Source organism: Pseudaestuariivita sp., assembly GCF_052825805.1.
In genome coordinates, this window is record NZ_JBRBVB010000001.1 from 124,621 (window position 1) to 142,194 (window position 17,574).

Here is a 17,574-nt window from a genome sequence, read left to right on the forward strand (position 1 = left end):
ACTTAACCTTATCCGCGCAGAGTGCCACCCGTCGCCTTGGTCACCTTCTCGACGATCTTGGCACTGACCGCCTCGATGTCGGTCTCGGTGAGGGTCGCGTCTTTGGGTTGCAGGCGCACGGTCACGGCGAGGCTCTTTTGTCCTTCGCCGAGGCTGCCGCCGATGAACTCGTCAAAGACGCGCACCTCTTCGATCAGCGCCTTGTCCGCGCCTTGCGCCGCGTTCACCAGCGTCAGCGCCTCGACATCCGCGCCGACGACAAAGGCGAAGTCCCGCTCCACCGCCTGCAAGTCCTTGAGGTCAAGGGCGGCGCGGGTGGCGCTTGCCTTCTTCGGCATCGGGATTGCTGCTGGATCGACGACAAACGCGACCGCGGGTCCCTTCACGTCGAGCGCTTGCAGCACCTTGGGGTGCAGCTCGCCAAAGACCGCCAGCTCCTTTTTCGGGCCAAGGCAGATGCGGCCATGACGGCCCGGGTGCCACCACCCTTCGCCCCCGCGCAGAACTTGCGTCTTGGCCGGCGCACCGAGGCTGGCCAGCACGGCTTCGGCATCCGCCTTGGCATCATAGACATCAACTGGTCGCGCGGCGCCGTGCACATCCTTGGGACCGGTCGCCCCGATCCGCACGCCCACAACGCGCATCGCCTGTTCACCCGGCTCTCCGCCCGCGAAGGTGTCCCCCACCTCGAAGAGCGCGACATTGCCAAAGCCCCGCGCCTGATTGCGCGCTGCCGCTTGCAGGAGGCCGGGCAAGAGCGAGGGCCGCAGATAGCTCATCTCCGAGGAGATCGGGTTGGCGAGCATCGTCGCATCATCGCCCCCGCCAAAGAGCGCAGCCGCCGCCTTGTCGATGAAGGAATACGTGACACACTCGTTGTACCCCAATGCCGCCACCGTGCGCCGCGCCATCTGCGCCCGGCGCTGCATCGGCGTCATGATCGGGCGGTTCACGCCACTGGTGCGCGGCAGCGGACGACCTTGCAGTTTGGTCAGCGACGCCACGCGCGCGACCTCCTCGACGAGGTCCGCCTCCCCCAGCACGTCGGGCCGCCAGGACGGCACATGCGCCTGGTTGCCCTCAAGCCGGAAGCCCAGCGCCGTCAGCGTCTGGCGCTGCTCGCTTTCGGGGATGTCCATGCCCACAAGGCTCTGCACCCGCGCGGGGTTCAGCGTGTAGCTGCGCGCCGTGTCCGGCACCGCGCCCGCCTGGATCAGCTGGCTCGCCTCACCTCCGGCGTGATCGACGATCATCCGCACGGCATGCTCGAGACCCACCGGGGTGAAGGCCGGGTCGACACCCCGTTCGAACCGATACCTTGCGTCCGAGTTGATCTTGAGCGCGCGCCCCGCATAAGCGATCTGGATCGGGTTCCAGTAGGCACTCTCGACGAACACATCCGTCGTCTCCTCCGAACAGCCTGTCTCCGCACCGCCCATGATCCCGGCGATACTCTCCGGACCTGCTTCGTCCGAGATCACCATCTGCCCCGGCTGCAGCGCGTATTCCTTGTCATCGAGCGCCACGAGCGTCTCGCCCCCCGTCGCACGGTGCACCCGCAGGTTGCCCTTCACCTTAGCGAGGTCAAAGACGTGCAGCGGACGGTTGCGGTCAAAGGTGAAAAAGTTCGTCACGTCCACCAGGAACGAGATCGGACGCAGCCCGATCGCCCGCAGCTGATCCTGCAGCCATTGCGGCGACGGCCCGTTCTTGACCCCCCGGATCACGCGCCCGCAGAACACCGGACAGCCATCGAGCGTATCCCCGTCGATGGTGACCGTCAGATCGCTCTGCCAGCTCGCCGCCACAGGCTCGACCGGGCGCTCGATCTTGCGCCCAAGGCCCCGCGCCGCAAGGTCGCGCGCAATCCCTTCGACGCCCAAGGCATCGGGCCGGTTCGGCGTGATCGCGATCTCGATCACCGGGTCCACCTTGGCCGGGTCGTGCGCTGCCAGCCAGTCGATGAACCGCTCCCCCACCTCACCAGACGGCAGCTCGATGATCCCGTCGTGCTCGTCCGACAGCTCCATCTCCCGCTCCGAGCACATCATGCCAAAGCTCTCGATGCCGCGGATCTTGCCCACGCCGATGGTGGTGTCGATGCCCGGCACATAGACGCCCGGCTTGGCGATCACGACCGTGATCCCCTCCCGCGCGTTCGGAGCGCCGCAAATGATCTGCGTCTCGCCCTCATCGGTCATCACCTGGCACACCTTCAGACGGTCCGCCTCGGGGTGCTTTTCGGCGCTCAGCACCTTGCCGATGGTAAAGTCGCTCAGCCGCGCGGCCGGGTTCGATATCTCCTCGACCTCCAGCCCCAGGTCCGTCAGTGCCTCGGCGATCTCATCGACCGAAGCCTCGGTCTCCAGATGCGTCTTGAGCCAGCTCAGCGTGAATTTCATCAGCCCCGTCCTCTGCGCGTGTGCCCGCGCCGTTTAGCGGATCGCAGGCAGAGGGGGAAGGGGTCGGCGGGTGGTCTAGGCGACGGCAAGGTCCAACGAAACGCTCTAGCTCAGAGCACTGGATAGAACGTTCACAGCATCACCCATCTACATGCCCTGCAACAAACCCTTTGGCACCCGCCCCGGGCCTGATCTGGGACCTCCAAGGCAGCTTGAAGCAGAGACCTAAACCGGATCCCGCACCAAGCTCTGGCACATGCAATGCACGCCGCCCCCGCCCTGCGTGATCATCCCAAGCTCAGGATCGTAGATGGTGAACCCCAGCGCCTTGAGCTTGGCCTTCAGCGTCTTTGACCCTGCAGGCAGCAGCACCCGGTCCTCGCCCAGCGCCACCACGTTGCAGCCCAAAGCCATGGTCTCGCGGAAAGGCACATCGACGATCTCGATCCCCTTCCCCTTGAGCCAGTCCACGATCTCCGGGTCCGTACAATCGAGGCAAACGGCGGCCAGCTTATGCGCCAGCATCACCACCATGAGGTCGATATGCACGTAGTAGGGATCAATGTCGGCAAGCTTGACCTCCCAGCCCTCGGCCTCCATCCAGCCCGCCACCTGCCGCGCCCCCTCCTCCATCGAGCGCCCCTCAGGTCCCTCCCAGCCGATCAGCACACTGCCCGGCTCGATCACATTGAAGTCGCCGCCCTCGAATGTCCCCACCGTCACCACGTCGTAGATCGGGATGCCCAGCCGCTGATACGTCTCGATCGCCCGGATATTCTCCCCGCGGCGCCAATACTGCGCCATATGCGTGATGATCGCGCCAAAAGGCGTCATCACCGAACTGTCCCGCGCATAGACTTGGTAGGGCAAATGCGGATCGGGCGCATGCGTGTGCACCTCCACCCCGGCACTCTCATAGGCCGACACCATCTCCCTATGCTGCGCCCGCGCCACCGCCGGATCAAACTGCACCCCGCGGCGCAAAGTCTTTTTCGACAGCGACGACGTCTTCAGCCAACGATAATTCTCAATTGGCCCGAGCAGCACCGACCTCAGAGTCCCGTAATCCGACGTCGCCCCCCACTGATTGAGCTGCGGCGTCCCGCCTCCCTCACGCCGCGCTTTGAAGGAAAACTGATCGACCTGAACACTGTCCGCCATGAAGCACCTCCTGCCCCACGCTCACCGCTGTCACCACAAAGGTCAACCGGGCACGTCCCCTGTCTTCTCTGGTGCCCAAATACCTCCCGCGGAGCGTCCCGCAGGCACAACCAACACAACGTTCAAGGATAGGTCGGCACCCGTCCCATGAGCTGATCCAGCTGCCACCCGATCCAGCCGTGCGGGATGAAGTGCCCACCCGGATGCCGATCAAGCACCACCCGCCCTCTGTCGCAGTCCCAAGAGGTCCGCTCAAAAGACAGCCACGACACCGCCTGCCAAGGCTTCGGCTGAGAGCCTTCATCACACCCCATAAGCTCCCGCCAAAGAGAAACCGGATAGGCAAGATCCCCGGAGCCCCGGCCCGGATACGCCATCACCGTGTCCGAAAGCCCATGTACATGCCGCACCTCCCTTGGGTGTGTGTCGCACTCTTTATCCTGATCCAAAGTGCCCGAAATCGCCAATAGCGCCGCCACATCCGCCCCATCCGCGCAGACAAAGCGCCAGGCCATCGCGCCGCCCCAGGAATATCCCGACACGTAAATCCTGTCCTGGTCCACCGGGTACCGTGCCGCGACATCATCGAGCACCGCTCGCGCAAAAGCGATGTTGTCCGTCTCCCGGTTCCACCAATCCCAGCTGCGCCCCGGCCCGTTTGGCGCAATCAGCAAAACGCCGCGCCGCCGCGTGTGCCCGGCAATCCGCGCGTGGTTCACGATCAGCGTGCCCTGACGCTGCCAGCCGTGAAAATGCAGGAGTACGGGAAGCGGCGTGACACCGTCCCACCCGTCCGGCTCCCGCACGTGGTAGCTGCCTTCCGGCAGGCTGCAAGCGGTCTGCCCGGTGCACGCAAACGCGCGAAGCGGCAGAAGAAGCAATAGGACCATGACAATGCGCATGCCTTGGTCTACCTGACCCAAGCGCATCACGACATCACAAGCCCGTGGGCATGGGTGCAAGCACCCATCCTACACACCGCCCCGTAGGATGGGTGCTTGCACCCATCCCGACACCTAACGGCTCAGACCACCATGCAGCGTCGGCGTGTCGAGTGGCACAAAGCCGTAATGGCGCAGCCACCGCAGATCGCTGTCGAAAAACGCCCGCAGGTCGGGGATGCCGTATTTCAGCATCGCCAGCCGGTCGATCCCGAGCCCAAAGGCAAAGCCCTGCCACGCGTTCGGGTTGATGCCGGAGTTCTTCAGCACATTGGGATGCACCATGCCCGAGCCACCAGCCTCGAGCCAGTCATCGCCCTCGCCAAGCTTCAACTTGCCATCCTCCCAGGAGCAGCGAAAGTCGATCTCCGCGGACGGCTCGGTGAAGGGGAAGTGGCTGGCGCGGAACCGAACCTCGATTTGGTCGACTTCGAAGAAGGCGGCCGCAAACTCTTCGAGGCACCACTTGAGGTTCGCCATCGAGATGCCGCGGTCGATCGCCAGCCCCTCGATCTGGTGGAACATCGGCGTGTGCGTCTGGTCGTAATCCGCGCGATAGACCCGCCCCGGCGCAATGATCCGGCAAGGCGCGCCATGCGCCTCCATGTGCCGGACTTGCACCGGCGAGGTGTGCGTGCGCAGCACATGCGGCGGGCGGTTGTCGCCTTCGTTGCGGTGCATGTAAAACGTGTCCATCTCCGCGCGCGCAGGGTGGTGACCGGGAATGTTCAAAGCGTCGAAGTTGTACCAGTCGCTGTCGACCTGCGGACCTTCGGCGACGGCAAAGCCCATGTCGGCAAAGATCGCGGTGATCTCTTCGGTGACCTGGCTGATCGGGTGGATCGAGCCTGCAGGCCGCTCCCGCCCCGGCAGCGTCACGTCGAGCCATTCATCCCGCAACCGCGCGTCCAGAGCCGCATCGGCCAGCGACGCCTTCTTGGCCGCCAGTGCCGAGGTGATCTCGCCTTTCAAGGCGTTCAAAGCAGGCCCGGCCACTTGACGCTCCTCGGGCGTCATCTTGCCCAGCTCGCGCATCTTGAGGCTGATCTCGCCCTTCTTGCCGATGGCCTCCACGCGCAGCGTCTCGAGCGCGGCCTCGTCCGCCGCATCCCCGATCAGAGCCAGGTATTTTGCCTTGAGGTCGTCCATCGGAGCACCCTTTCGCCAGTTGATCGCGAGGTATCACACGAGGGGCGAAGCGCAAGTAGGGTGGGTGCTTGCACCCACCGCCCCCTCAAAAAGCCCCCCAAGAAAAAACAAAAGCCGCACCCGGGGGCGCGGCCTTCAAACTTCCAAAGCCTTTGGCCTTACGAGGGCAGTGCGGCTTTCGCCTGATCCACGATGGCGTTGAACGCCTGCGGCTCGTGCACGGCGAGGTCGGCGAGCACCTTGCGGTCCACTTCGATCCCGGCGAGCGCCAGACCGTTGATGAACCGCGAATACGTCAGCCCCTCGTCATGCGCGCGCACGGCGGCGTTGATCCGCTGGATCCACAGCGCCCGGAACGAGCGCTTGCGCGCCTTGCGGTCGCGCGTGGCGTATTGGTTGGCCTTGTCCACCGCCTGCGTCGCCACCTTGAAGGTGTTCTTGCGACGGCCATAGTACCCTTTGGCCTGGGAGGTGATTTTCTTGTGACGGGCGTGGGTTACTGTCCCACCTTTAACGCGTGCCATGTCTGTGGTCCTCCTTCTCGCTTAGCGGGCGTAGGGCATCATGCCCTTGATGATCTTTGCATCAGGCTCGCTGAGCACGGTGGTGCCACGGGCGTTGCGAATGAATTTGTTGGTGCGCTTGATCATGCCGTGGCGCTTGCCGGCCTGACCGGCCTTGACCTTGCCACTGGCGGTCACCTTGAACCGCTTCTTGCAGCTCGACTTGGTCTTCATCTTGGGCATTTCCGGCTCCTTTGCAGGTACGGTGAACGTGCGACTCGGCATGCCACTTGGGCCGGTCCCACGAGATAGAGCGCGCCGTATCGCGCAGGTCGCGATCAAAGGCAAGCGCAAAGGCACGTGCGGGACAGGCCGCGCCCGGCGCCTCATTTCAGTCGCGCCCGTGTCAGATGAACCGCGCGATCACCTCGACAAAGACGTTGGGGATGTTCTGCAGCGAGTAGGCGCCCGGGTTCGTGACCAGCGCAAAGGCGATGAGCCCGCCCGAGATCAGGATCGTCAGCACCGCCACCTTGGGCGCGCGCGCCTCGGCAAAGGCCGTGACCAGCGCCGGCAAGGAGAAGACCCCCAGCACCAGGCCGATCACCAGCGCGATATCGGGATCAAGGGTCATCGGGGCGCCTCCGCGTTGCTGCTGGCCTCACGCTACTCCGGGTCGGCATTGTAGATCAAACGCTCGTCGCAGGGCGCCACGCGCAGGATGTTCGTCGTGCCCGATTGGTTGAACGGCACACCGGCGGTGACGACGATCTGTTCCTCGGGCGTGGCATAGCCTCCATCGCGGGCGGCGCGTGCCGCGGTCACGACGGCCATCTTGAACCGGTCGAGGGAGCCGGCCAGCCGGCAATCGGTCCCCCAGCTGAGCGCCAGCCGCCGCGCCGTGCCAAGCTCGGAGCTGAGCGCGAGGATCGGCACGCGCGGCCGTTCGCGCGCAATGAGGAGCGCCGTCCCGCCGCTTTGCGTGTAACAGCAGATCGCCTTGATGTCCGTCGTCTCCGCGATCTCGCGCGCGGCGGCGACAATCCCGTCAGCCACGCTCGAGCGGGTGGCGGTGCGCGACGCCTCGATCACCTCGCGGTAGGTCGGGTCGTTCTCAACCTCGACGGCGACGTTGTTCATCGTGGTCACGGCCTCGATCGGGAACTGGCCCGCCGCCGATTCCGCCGAGAGCATGATCGCGTCCGCGCCCTCGTAGATCGCGCCCGACACGTCCGAGACTTCGGCGCGCGTCGGCATGGGGCTTTCGATCATCGATTCGAGCATCTGGGTCGCGACGATCACCGGCTTGGCTGCAGCGCGGCACTTGCGCACCAGACGTTTCTGGATCGGCGGCACGTTCTGCACCGGCAGCTCGACGCCCAGATCCCCGCGCGCCACCATGATCCCGTCCGATTCGGCGAGGATCTCGTCAAAGGCCGTGACGGCGGCGGGCTTCTCGATCTTGGACAGGATCGCGGCGCGCCCGTTGCAGAGGTCGCGCGCCTCGCGCACGTCCGCCACGCGCTGCACGAACGACAGCGCCAGCCAGTCCACTCCCAGCTCGCAGACGAATTCCAGGTCCTTGCGGTCCTTGTCCGAGAGCGCCGCGAGCGGCAGCACCACGTCGGGCACGTTCACGCCCTTGCGGTTGGAGATCTCCCCGCCCGCGACCACCGCGCAATCGGCGAAGTCGGCGCCGCAGGCCGTGACCTTGAGGCGGATCTTCCCGTCGTTCACCAGCAGCGTCGAGCCCGGCTCGAGCGCCGCGAAGATCTCGGGATGCGGCAGGCACACGCGCGTCGCATCGCCCGGCGTCTCATCGAGGTCGAGCCGGAACGGCGCACCGTCCTGCAGATCGTAGCTGCCCTGGTCGAACTCCCCCACGCGCAGCTTTGGCCCCTGCAGGTCGGCGAGGATGGCGATGGGCGTGCCCACGTCCTCTTCGATCTTGCGGATGATCTTGTGGCGCTCGGCGATCTCGTCGTGGCTGCCGTGGCTCATGTTGAGGCGAAAGACATCCGCCCCCGCCTCGTGCAGTGCGCGGATCATGGCATAGTCGCTCGAGGATGGCCCGAGGGTCGCGACGATCTTGATGTTGCGATTGCGTTTCATGGCGCGTCTCCGGTCTAGGGACTGGCAGCGGGAGTGCCTGGTTGCCCCGGGTTGTAGCGGCAGGCTGGGGGAAGTCCAAGAGAGCCGGGTGTGAAAGCCCAAGCTTGCGTTACCGCTAACAAAGTCGCGGCGCTTATTGCCTGTTTTCGCAGCTGCGGCAACAGGCTAAGCAGGCGTCGACCCGGCATTCCTTTGCAAGGCGCGCGAACGACATGACGTACCAGCCATTCCATATAGAGGGTGCGGACCGCCCAGCGCGCTGGCTCGTGACCTGCGATCACGCCACCAATGTGGTGCCGGAGGCGGTGGGCGACCTTGGCCTGCCAGAGGCCGAGATGGCGCGGCATATCTCCTATGATCCCGGCGCACTGGGGCTCTCCCGCGCGCTTGGCGTCGCGCTCGACGCGCCCGTGATCTCCTCCAACTTTTCGCGGTTGGTGATCGACCCGAACCGGGGCGAGGACGATCCGACGCTTGTAATGAGGCTTTATGACGGCACGCTCATTCCCGGCAATCGTCATGCCACCGAAGCCGACATCGCGGCACGTCGCGCGCTCTGCTACGATCCTTATCACGACGCGCTGGCCGATCTCGCCGGACGGCGCCCAGACACCGCGCTGATTTCCGTCCACAGCTTCACCCCTCAGCTCAAAAGCCGCCCGCCGCGCCCCTGGGAAATCGGGATCCTCTCGGCCTGGGACCGGCGTCTCGCCGATCCTTTGCTCGCAGCTTTGTACGATGAACCAGACCTCTGCGTCGGTGACAACGAGCCTTATGTCGGCCACCTCCCGGGCGATGCGATGCACCGCCACGCGCTGATCCCGGGCCGTCAGAACGTGCTGCTCGAGTTGCGCCAGGACGTCATCGCGACGCCCGAGCAGCAACGGGCGTGGGCCGACCGACTGGCACCGATGCTCGCGGCGGCCTTGCCTCTCGCGGATGCCGCGCTCAGATAGAGCCCACGCCCCTGCAAGGAGACCCGCCATGGACGCCCAGACCCGGATCGAGATCGAAGCCGCCGCCTTTCGCCGCCTGCAACAGCACCTGATGGAAGACCGCACCGACGTGCAGAACATCGACATGATGAACCAGTCGGGCTTCTGCCGGAATTGCCTTGGCCGCTGGATGCAGGAGGCCGCCGCCGAGCGCGGCATCGAGATGGACAAGATGGAAGGCCGCGAGATGTTCTACGGCATGCCCTTCGAGGAGTGGAAGGCCAAATACCAGACCGACGCTTCTTCCGAGCAGAAAAAGCGCTTCGAGCGTGAGGCGGCTTTGGCGCATGGCGGGGACGATGGGGACGGCGACGGCGGGGAGTGAGTTCGCCTCGCCCAATTGCTCACAGAGGCCCCGGATCAAGTCCGGGGCGGGTTCTTTTCCTTCCGCCGGCGAACCACCGGTTGATTTGAATAGAGCGAAGCATTTTTGCACGCGCCGTCCCGCGGGGTGGCGCAATCGCGCCGCCCGTTTTGCCGAAGGCAAACCTTCGGTTTGACGGGGGCGGGTCGGCGCGGCCTGACGTAAACGTCAGGCAAGGGCTTCGTTCTAAGCGAATATCCTTAAGGCTCAGTCGTTCCGCCCCACTTTCACTCCAATTCCGGCCCCACCAAAGGCGCCACCTCCAGCGACAGCCGCGCAACGGCGTCAGAAGGCAAAGAGCGCCGCAGCTCATCCAACCGCAACGCTGCCTCCGCAGTCGCAAGCCCCGACACATTCACCACGTTGCCCGCCACCGCCAACGCGCCTTCCTCAAGAAGCGCCAGCATCTCGAGTCCCACCCGCCCAATCGCCGGCCAAAGCGCGGCGTCGTAGGCAAGCCGGCTCGGCGCGAGCGTGCCCGTCACGTCTCCCAAAGCGCGCGCGTCGTCGGTGAGCAGCTGCAGCACCTCCTGCGGCACCTTCCCGGTGAGCGTCACGCGGGTGCCGTCAAAGGCCGCCGTCAGCGATATTGGCCGCCCGTCGTCGGCCAACTCCACGTTTTGCGTCCCCGAAAACCCCTCCGGCAAGTCCGCCAAAAGCCGCGCGAGCCGCGCACGATCTTCTGGTCCCGGCACCCGGCCCGACACGCTGACCGAAGCACCCTGCATGCGGATCACGCCATGTTCGAGCGACGGCAGCATCTCGGAGGCGGCCAGCAATGCGGCATCCCACCCCTCCGGCGCACCGCCGCGCTGCTCGAGCGAGACGGGCTCTCCAAAGAGCCCGGCGAGCGCGTCCCGCGTGGCAAGGTCCGTCACCATCCCGGTGATCGCGACCCCCTCATCCGTGCGTCGCAACTCGGCCACATAGGGATCACCACGCGGCAGGACATCGGCTGCATCCACGATCAGCGCCACATCCGGCACCGCCGCCACCCGCGCGCGCACTGCGTCCGCCTCGGCCACCGTGTCGAACGTCCCGCGCAAGGTGACGTCCCACCCGTCGACCTCGGCGAGGACAGAGTGGCGCGTGCCGGCCACGGCCTCTGCCACTGCCTGCGTCATCGCGGCCTGCCGCGCGGCCTGATCAGCCTCCCACAGGCGCCAGCCCCCAAAGGCGAGCGCCAGCAGGACCGCCGCGATCAGCCAGAGCCGCATCCCGCTCAGATCGCCGCCTTCAGGCTCTCCTCGAGGTAAATCTCGCGCAGCCGTCTCGACACTGCGCCCGGCGTGCCTGCACCGACAGCCTGCCCGTCGATCTCCACCACCGGCATCACAAAGGTCGAGGCCGAAGTCACAAACGCCTCATCCGCCGCGCGCGCCTCGTCGATGGTGAAGTTGCGCTCCTCCACCTGCATCTGCGCCTCTTCGGCAAACCGCAGGACCGCCGCGCGCGTGATCCCGTGCAGGATGTCGTTCGACAGCGCCCGCGTGATGATCGTGTTGCCCTTCACGATGTAGGCGTTGTTCGAGGTCCCTTCGGTCACGAACCCTTCCTCGATCATCCAGGCATCGTCGGCACCGGCCTTCTTGGCCGCCATCTTCCCGAGGCTCGGGTAGAGCAGCTGCACCGTCTTGATGTCGCGCCGCGCCCAGCGCTGATCCTCGATCGAGATGATCTTGAGCCCCTTTTGCGCCGCCGGCGAATTGGCAAGCCCGGGCTTCGACTGGGTAAAGAGCACGATCGTCGGCACTGTCTCCTCGGGGGGAAAGGCAAAGTCCCGGTCGCCCGGATTGCCGCGCGTCACCTGCAGGTAGATCATCCCCTCGTCGATCTCGTTCACGCGCACCAACTCGCGGTGGACCTCCAGAAGGTCGTCGTAATTCGTCGGGTTCGCCATCTCCAACTCGCCCAGCGACCGCTCGAGCCGCTTATAGTGCCCGTCAAAGTCGATGAGCTTGCCGCCCAGCACGCTTGTCACCTCGTAGACGCCGTCCGCCATCAGGAATCCCCGATCAAAGATCGAGACAGTCGCCTCGTGCTCGGCCATGTAGCTGCCGTTCAGGTATACGGTGCGGGTCATGTCAGGTGCCTCCTTGACGTGGTTTGGCGTGTGTTAGGTGCGGCTCAGCGCGGTGCGCAGGCCAGCCATGCTCTGCCGCGCGCCGGTCTGCAAGTACTCCATCGCCGTCAGCGCGGCGGTATGCGCGGATTCGCTCGATCCGGCGACGGCGTCTTCGATCACCCGCGCGCGGTAGTCGTGCTGATGCGCGTCAACAAACGTGTAGTGCACGCAGACATCCGTCAGCCCGCCCACCATCAAGAGCGTCTCGACCTTGAGCCCCTTGAGCAGGATTTCGAGGTCCGTCCCGAAGAAGGCCGAGTACCGCCGCTTCGGCACGACATAATCGCTCGGACGCACGCCCATCTCAGCCACGGCCAGCGCTGTACCCGGCTGGTCCTCGAGGCAATGCTCGGTCTCAGCCCCGTCCAGCTCACGACCAAAATCGATCCCGTCCGGCCGGTGCACCTCTTGGACAAAGATCGGCGGAATGCCCGCCCCGCGGCAGAGGTCGATCACCTTCCGCGCCTTAAGCATCCGGTCGCGGTAGCCGGCCATGTTCGGGATCGCGCGCTCGTCACTGGCACTGTCGTCTAGAAACGTCGACGCTTGGATGTCGATCACGAGCAGCGCCGCGCGTCCGACGATCATGCCGTCTCTCCCCGCGCCCGGGCAAAGTCCTCCACCTCAAGCCGTCCATCGGCCAGCAAATGCGTCGCCACGCGCGCCAATGCCCGCGCATCGCCCAGCGCGGAATGCGCCGTCAAGTCGTCATCCGGCAATCCATAGTACCCGGGCAGACCCGGGCTGCGCAGCGCGATCAGATCGTCATACGGCATCCCCGCGCGCAGCGTCAGCGTGCAGAAATTGGCGAACTGGCGCGGCGGCACGGGCGAGACGATGCCCGCCATCGCGCAGCTCACCCCCACGAGGTTCAGCTCGTCCTTGCCCCACGACCAGATCAGATCATTGCCCGCAAAATCCGACAGCTGGTCGAGCGCCGCGGCCAAGCTCACCCCCGCCGCCACGTCCTCCGCCGTCAGCCCGGTCAGCCGGGTAAAGAGCGCATCCGGCGGCACGGGATCGCCATACCGATCCACCGGCGCAACCACGACCCGCAAATGATCCACCTCACCAAAAGGCGCGTCATCCGACAGCCGCACGGCACCAATCTCGGCCACCAGCGGATCCGGATCCCGCGGCCCGTTCCAGAACCGCTGCGGCGCGCCCGGGGACACCAGAAACTCGGTATCGAGCAGGACTATCCCCACAAGACTACCCCCACAGCGCCGCCTCCGGCGGATGCACGCCCGCTGCATCGAATCTCAGCGGCACGCCCCGATCCTCCGCCAGCAAAAGCGGCCCATCGAGATCCGTCACCACCGCCCCCTGCGCCAGCAAAGTCGCCGGTGCCATTGCCAGCGACGAGCCGACCATGCAACCGACCATGACATCGTACCCTTCGGCCAACGCCGCCTCCCTCAAGGCAAGCGCCTCCGTCAGCCCCCCCGTCTTGTCGAGCTTGATGTTGACCACATCGTACTTGCCCTTCAGCCCCGGCAGCGACGCCCGATCATGGCAACTTTCGTCGGCGCACACCGGCACCGGGCGTGCCATCCCGATCAGCGCCTCGTCCTCCCCGGCGGGCAAAGGCTGCTCCACCAAAGCCACGCCAAGCCGAACCAGATGCGGCGCAAGATCGGCATAGAGCTCTGCCGACCACCCCTCGTTCGCGTCCACGATGATCCGCGCATCCGGCGCACCGGCCCGCACCGCCTCCAGTCGCGGCATGTCATCCGGCGTGCCAAGCTTGATCTTGAGCAGCGGACGATGCGCATGCTCCGCCGCCTGCGCGCGCATCTCTTCGGGCGTGTCCAGCGACAAGGTATAGGCCGTCACCTCCGGCCCCGGAACCGGCAACCCCGCCAGCTCCCAAGCCCGCTTGCCTGCCCGCTTGCACTCGAGATCCCACAGCGCACAATCCACCGCATTGCGCGCCGCGCCTGCCGGCAAAAGCTCCTGCACCGAAGCCCGCTCAAAGACCTCTGGCAAACCCTCGATCTCCGCCGTCACCGACTCGAGCGTCTCGCCGTACCGCGCATACGGCACGCACTCACCCCAGCCGGACACCGCGCCATCGGTCAGACGCACCGTCAGCACCTGCGCCTCCGTCCGGGACCCCCGCGAAATGGTGAACACCTGCGCCAGCCGAAAGACATCCCGCGTTACGGCAACCTGCATGCCCGCTCCTTCATCTTCCAAAATAAACTCTCGCCGAAGGCTCCAACGGACGCCAGAAGCTCAGCGCAAGCCAAGTCTTGTGCAGCCTACGCCACCCCGCGCCGAAAACCAGCGCGGCGCAGCCGCACAATCTACAAAAGCGCGTCGACCAGACGGCCCGCGCCGTGGCGGAAAGGATCGACCGTCGGCAGACCCATCCGCTCCTCGACCTCGCGGCAATAGGCCAGCGCCTCGTCCTCGCCCATGTGCTGCGTGTTGATCGAAATGCCCACGACCTCGCACGCCGGGTTGGCCACGCGCGCCATCTGCAACGCCACGTCGCGCAGCTCTTCGAGCGATGGCTGCTGATACTCCGGCAGCCCACGCATATGCGCCCGCGTCGGCTCGTGGCTGAGGATCAGCGCATCTGGTTGCCCGCCGTGGACCAGCGCCATCGTCACCCCCGAATACGATACGTGAAAGAGGCTACCCTGACCCTCGATGTGATCCCAGTGATCGGCGTCGTTGTCCGGCGTCAGCCACTCGACCGAGCCCGCCATGAAATCCGCGATCACTGCATCGAGCGGCACGCCCGAGCCGGTGACGAGGATACCCGTCTGCCCCGTCGCGCGGAAGGTCGACTTGAGCCCGCGCGCCCGCATCTCGGCGTCCATGCACATCGCCGTGTACATCTTCCCGACCGAGCAATCCGTGCCGACGGCGAGACAACGCTTGCCCGTCCGTTTCTTCCCGTTGGCGATCGGATAGGCGACCGACGGCACACGCACATCGTGCAGCGTCCGGCCATGCGCGGCCGCCGCCTTCACCAGCTCCGGCTCGTCGCGCAAGAGATTGTGCAGGCCCGACGCCAGATCGTACCCCATCTCGAGCGCCTCGATCAGCACGGCCTTCCACTTGTCGGAAATGATGCCACCCCGGTTCGCCACGCCGATCACAAGCGTGCGCGCGCCAGCGTCCCACGCCTCCTGCAGCGTCTTGTCGGCGACCTTCACATCCGCGCCGCAGCCCGGCAGGCGCAGCTGGCCCACGACGTTCTCCGGGCGCCAGTCCTTGATGCCCTGCGCCACCTTCGCCGCAAGCTGGTCCGGCGCGTCACCGAGGAAAAGAAGATAGGGCGTCTGGATCATGGCAGCCTCCACAGCAAAACGAGTCGCGCGCAGCGTACCGCGCGCCTGCCGCAAAATCCTCGCAAACATGCGCTGCGAATTTCCCATTGTGCGGGATATTCATGCGCAAAACTCATCATTCTAGCAAGTAATCATCTCTGAAGGCGGCAATCGCACAGATGCCTTGCGCCAATTCCCTCTTTCTGCGGATGCAAAATGGACTTGATCCAATCCGCGCAATTTCTTAACCGAAGGCCGACCCGTTCTGAAATTTTCTTGCGCACTGGAGCCGCCATGTCCTTCCGCCTGCAACCGCCCGCCCCCGAGCGCCTCAACCGCTGCCAGCTCTTCGGCCCCGGCTCGCGGCCCGCGATCTTTGAGAAGATGGCCGCCTCGGCAGCGGACGTGATCAACCTCGATCTCGAAGACAGCGTGGCGCCCGATGACAAGCCGGAAGCGCGCGAGAACATCATCGCCGCCACCCGCGACGTGGACTGGCAGGGCAAGACGCTCAGCGTGCGCATCAACGGGCTCGACACGCCCTATTGGTACCGCGATGTCGTTGATTTGATGGAACAAGCCGGCGACCAGCTGGACCAGATCATGATCCCCAAGGTCGGCTGCGCGGCGGACGTCTACGCGGTCGACGCGCTTGTCACCGCCGCCGAAGCTGCCACGGGCCGGACCAAGCCGATCACGCTCGAGGTCATCATCGAAAGCGCTGCCGGCATCGCCCATGTCGAGGAAATTGCCGCCAGCTCGCCCCGCCTCGTCGCGATGAGCCTCGGCGCCGCGGATTTCGCCGCCTCCATGGGCATGGCGACCACCGGCATCGGCGGGACGCAAGAGAACTACTACATGCTGCGCGGCGGCGAAAAGCATTGGTCCGACCCCTGGCACTGGGCGCAAACCGCCATCGTCGCGGCCTGCCGCACGCACGGCGTCCTGCCGGTTGACGGCCCCTTCGGCGACTTCTCCGACGACGAAGGATTCCGTGCACAAGCGCTGCGCTCCGCCACGCTCGGGATGGTCGGCAAATGGGCGATCCACCCCAAGCAGGTGGCGCTTGCGAACGAAGTCTTCACCCCCTCCGAGGAGGCTGTTGCCGAGGCGCGCGAGATCCTCGCCGCGATGGAAGAGGCCAAGGCGTCCGGCGCCGGTGCAACCGTCTACAAGGGGCGCCTCGTCGACATCGCCTCGATCCGGCAGGCCGAAGTGATCGTGGGCCAGTCGGACCGCATCGCCGGCAAGTAAGGCCAGGAGGCACAGCGCCAAACTGCGCAGCATTTGAGCTGTTAAGGCGCCCTTAAGCCTGCGCGCGCCATGGTGCCCCCGCACAACGCCGTGGGGGCAGCATGACTTACAGTTTCGAGACTTTGCGCGACTTTATCGGGGCGCTTGCGGTGGTGGCCATGCTGGCCGCGAGTTATGGCGGCATCCGGCGCGTGCTGCGCAGCGAGGCGCAGGCGCGCGTTTGCCTCGGTGTCCTTTTCGGGCTGTGCGCCGCCGTGCAGATGTCCATGCCGCTCTCACCTTACGAAGGTGTCATCGTCGACATGCGCAACGTGCCGGTTGCCCTCGCGGGAGCGTTTCTCGGTGTGCGCGGTCTGCTTTTGTGCGTCGGCATCGCAATTGCCGCACGGCTCTCGATCGGAGGGATGGGCGCCAGCGCCGGTGTCATCGCCATTCTCATCGCCGGGCTTGTCGGGTTCCTCTGGGCGGAAGCCACTCGCCACGTCGGGCGGCGCGGTGTTCTGCGGATCGCGACGCTGGCGGGCTGCGTGAACCTGCACCTGCTTGCGGGGCTGATGCTGCCCACAGCGCCGGCGATCTGGTTCTTTACCGTCGCGGCGCCGCTTGTGATCGTGCTCAATCTCATCTCGGTCACCGTGGTTGGCCTGTTGCTCGACCGCGAACGCGTGCGGCTGGATGAAGAGGCGTATGCCCGCGAGGCGATGCGCACGGATCCGGCGAGTGGCCTGCTGTTGCCGCAAGTGCTGCTGCGCGAGCTGCGGTACATGCGCTCGGCGGACCGGGGCGGGCAGGTGGCCGGGATCGCGGTGGTCAAGGTGCGGCACGGCGCCTGGGTGCGCGGTCTCTGGGGACAGGACGGGTTCGGGCTGGCGCTGGGCGCGCTGCGCAAACGGCTGGAGGGCGAGCTGACGCTGGGCCACCTCGCCGCGAGTGACACGCGGACCGGTATCCTCATCCCCCTGACGCAGGAGGATCTCGCAAAGCCCGATGTGGCAGCGCGGCTTGACGCCTCTGCCGGGGGGCTGGATGTGGCGCTTGGTGGCCGCGTGACGATCAAGATCGGCGTGAGCACGGTTATCAAGCGGATGGACGTCCTGCCCGAATCGCTGCCGGGTTTCCTGGGCTACTTGAACGGACGCGAGGGCAAGATCGCCTCACGACAGCCAAAGCGGCGCGCGGTGACCAAGGCCATCCCGGTCGGGTGCGACGCGATGGGCCGGATCGACGCCGTCGAACGCCGCCTCTTTGCGCAGGCCGACCTGATGATGGACACGCGCTAGGCTT

The 17,574-nt window shown here is 65.8% G+C and carries 18 protein-coding genes; 4 read left to right on the forward strand and 14 right to left on the reverse strand.

The features are described 5' to 3' along the window. Nucleotides 1-8: 8 nt before the first annotated feature. The 8 genes from pheT to pyk all read right to left on the reverse strand — a co-directional run bounded on the left by pheT (nucleotide 9) and on the right by pyk (nucleotide 8,268). Nucleotides 9-2,402 carry a phenylalanine--tRNA ligase subunit beta gene (gene pheT / locus ACU0B3_RS00630; protein ID WP_446258866.1) on the reverse strand — a complete coding sequence of 798 codons (2,394 nt, stop codon included), beginning with the start codon at nucleotides 2,400-2,402 and terminating at the stop codon, nucleotides 9-11. A 225-nt stretch (nucleotides 2,403-2,627) separates the two neighbouring features. Continuing rightward, nucleotides 2,628-3,563 (reverse strand): dimethylarginine dimethylaminohydrolase family protein, encoded by a 936-nt coding sequence (locus ACU0B3_RS00635; protein ID WP_446258867.1) that lies wholly within the window; start codon nucleotides 3,561-3,563, stop codon nucleotides 2,628-2,630. A 122-nt stretch (nucleotides 3,564-3,685) separates the two neighbouring features. Further along, entirely contained in the window at nucleotides 3,686-4,465 is a 780-nt protein-coding gene (locus ACU0B3_RS00640; RefSeq protein WP_446258868.1) for an alpha/beta hydrolase family esterase, read from the reverse strand. Nucleotides 4,466-4,579: 114 nt separating this feature from the next. Beyond that, entirely contained in the window at nucleotides 4,580-5,653 is a 1,074-nt protein-coding gene (gene pheS / locus ACU0B3_RS00645; RefSeq protein WP_446258869.1) for a phenylalanine--tRNA ligase subunit alpha, read from the reverse strand. Nucleotides 5,654-5,811: 158 nt separating this feature from the next. Beyond that, nucleotides 5,812-6,177 carry a 50S ribosomal protein L20 gene (gene rplT / locus ACU0B3_RS00650; RefSeq protein WP_446258870.1) on the reverse strand — a complete coding sequence of 122 codons (366 nt, stop codon included), beginning with the start codon at nucleotides 6,175-6,177 and terminating at the stop codon, nucleotides 5,812-5,814. A 21-nt stretch (nucleotides 6,178-6,198) separates the two neighbouring features. Next, on the reverse strand, nucleotides 6,199-6,399 hold the full coding sequence (rpmI, locus tag ACU0B3_RS00655) for a 50S ribosomal protein L35 (RefSeq protein WP_446258871.1): 201 nt from the start codon (nucleotides 6,397-6,399) through the stop codon (nucleotides 6,199-6,201). Nucleotides 6,400-6,562: 163 nt separating this feature from the next. After that, entirely contained in the window at nucleotides 6,563-6,790 is a 228-nt protein-coding gene (locus tag ACU0B3_RS00660; RefSeq protein ID WP_446258872.1) for a hypothetical protein, read from the reverse strand. Nucleotides 6,791-6,822: 32 nt separating this feature from the next. Continuing rightward, complete coding sequence (gene pyk / locus ACU0B3_RS00665; RefSeq protein WP_446258873.1) at nucleotides 6,823-8,268, reverse strand: pyruvate kinase; 1,446 nt, start codon at nucleotides 8,266-8,268, stop codon at nucleotides 6,823-6,825. A 212-nt stretch (nucleotides 8,269-8,480) separates the two neighbouring features. Here pyk and ACU0B3_RS00670 point away from each other — a divergent pair, with 212 nt between their 5' ends. Continuing rightward, a complete protein-coding gene (locus ACU0B3_RS00670) occupies nucleotides 8,481-9,224 on the forward strand; it encodes an N-formylglutamate amidohydrolase (RefSeq protein WP_446258874.1) in 744 nt (247 codons plus the stop codon). Nucleotides 9,225-9,252: 28 nt separating this feature from the next. Further along, the gene (locus ACU0B3_RS00675) at nucleotides 9,253-9,588 is read left to right on the forward strand and encodes a DUF1244 domain-containing protein (protein WP_446258875.1); all 336 of its coding nucleotides are present in this window, start codon (nucleotides 9,253-9,255) and stop codon (nucleotides 9,586-9,588) included. Nucleotides 9,589-9,854: 266 nt separating this feature from the next. On the opposite strand, the gene ACU0B3_RS00680 is transcribed toward ACU0B3_RS00675, so the two are convergent. The 6 genes from ACU0B3_RS00680 to dgcN all read right to left on the reverse strand — a co-directional run bounded on the left by ACU0B3_RS00680 (nucleotide 9,855) and on the right by dgcN (nucleotide 15,057). Beyond that, nucleotides 9,855-10,844 (reverse strand): hypothetical protein, encoded by a 990-nt coding sequence (locus ACU0B3_RS00680; protein WP_446258876.1) that lies wholly within the window; start codon nucleotides 10,842-10,844, stop codon nucleotides 9,855-9,857. A 5-nt stretch (nucleotides 10,845-10,849) separates the two neighbouring features. Further along, nucleotides 10,850-11,710, reverse strand: coding sequence for a D-amino-acid transaminase (locus tag ACU0B3_RS00685; RefSeq protein ID WP_446258877.1), 861 nt, complete (start codon nucleotides 11,708-11,710; stop codon nucleotides 10,850-10,852). Nucleotides 11,711-11,743: 33 nt separating this feature from the next. Next, nucleotides 11,744-12,340 (reverse strand): cysteine hydrolase family protein, encoded by a 597-nt coding sequence (locus ACU0B3_RS00690; RefSeq protein WP_446258878.1) that lies wholly within the window; start codon nucleotides 12,338-12,340, stop codon nucleotides 11,744-11,746. Next, nucleotides 12,337-12,960 carry an exonuclease gene (locus ACU0B3_RS00695; RefSeq protein WP_446258879.1) on the reverse strand — a complete coding sequence of 208 codons (624 nt, stop codon included), beginning with the start codon at nucleotides 12,958-12,960 and terminating at the stop codon, nucleotides 12,337-12,339. Before ACU0B3_RS00695 ends, ACU0B3_RS00690 begins: the two co-directional genes overlap by 4 nt. Before the next feature lie 4 nt (nucleotides 12,961-12,964). Beyond that, nucleotides 12,965-13,930, reverse strand: coding sequence for an N-acetyl-D-Glu racemase DgcA (gene dgcA / locus ACU0B3_RS00700; RefSeq protein WP_446258880.1), 966 nt, complete (start codon nucleotides 13,928-13,930; stop codon nucleotides 12,965-12,967). Nucleotides 13,931-14,061: 131 nt separating this feature from the next. Next, nucleotides 14,062-15,057, reverse strand: a complete 996-nt coding sequence (gene dgcN / locus ACU0B3_RS00705; RefSeq protein ID WP_446258881.1) for an N-acetyltransferase DgcN — start codon at nucleotides 15,055-15,057, stop codon at nucleotides 14,062-14,064. Between the two features lie 273 nt (nucleotides 15,058-15,330). On the opposite strand from dgcN, the gene ACU0B3_RS00710 reads away from it, so the two are divergent. Further along, a complete protein-coding gene (locus tag ACU0B3_RS00710) occupies nucleotides 15,331-16,290 on the forward strand; it encodes an L-malyl-CoA/beta-methylmalyl-CoA lyase (RefSeq protein ID WP_446258882.1) in 960 nt (319 codons plus the stop codon). Between the two features lie 101 nt (nucleotides 16,291-16,391). Beyond that, the gene (locus ACU0B3_RS00715; RefSeq protein WP_446258883.1) at nucleotides 16,392-17,570 is read left to right on the forward strand and encodes a LytS/YhcK type 5TM receptor domain-containing protein; all 1,179 of its coding nucleotides are present in this window, start codon (nucleotides 16,392-16,394) and stop codon (nucleotides 17,568-17,570) included. Nucleotides 17,571-17,574 lie beyond the last annotated feature (4 nt).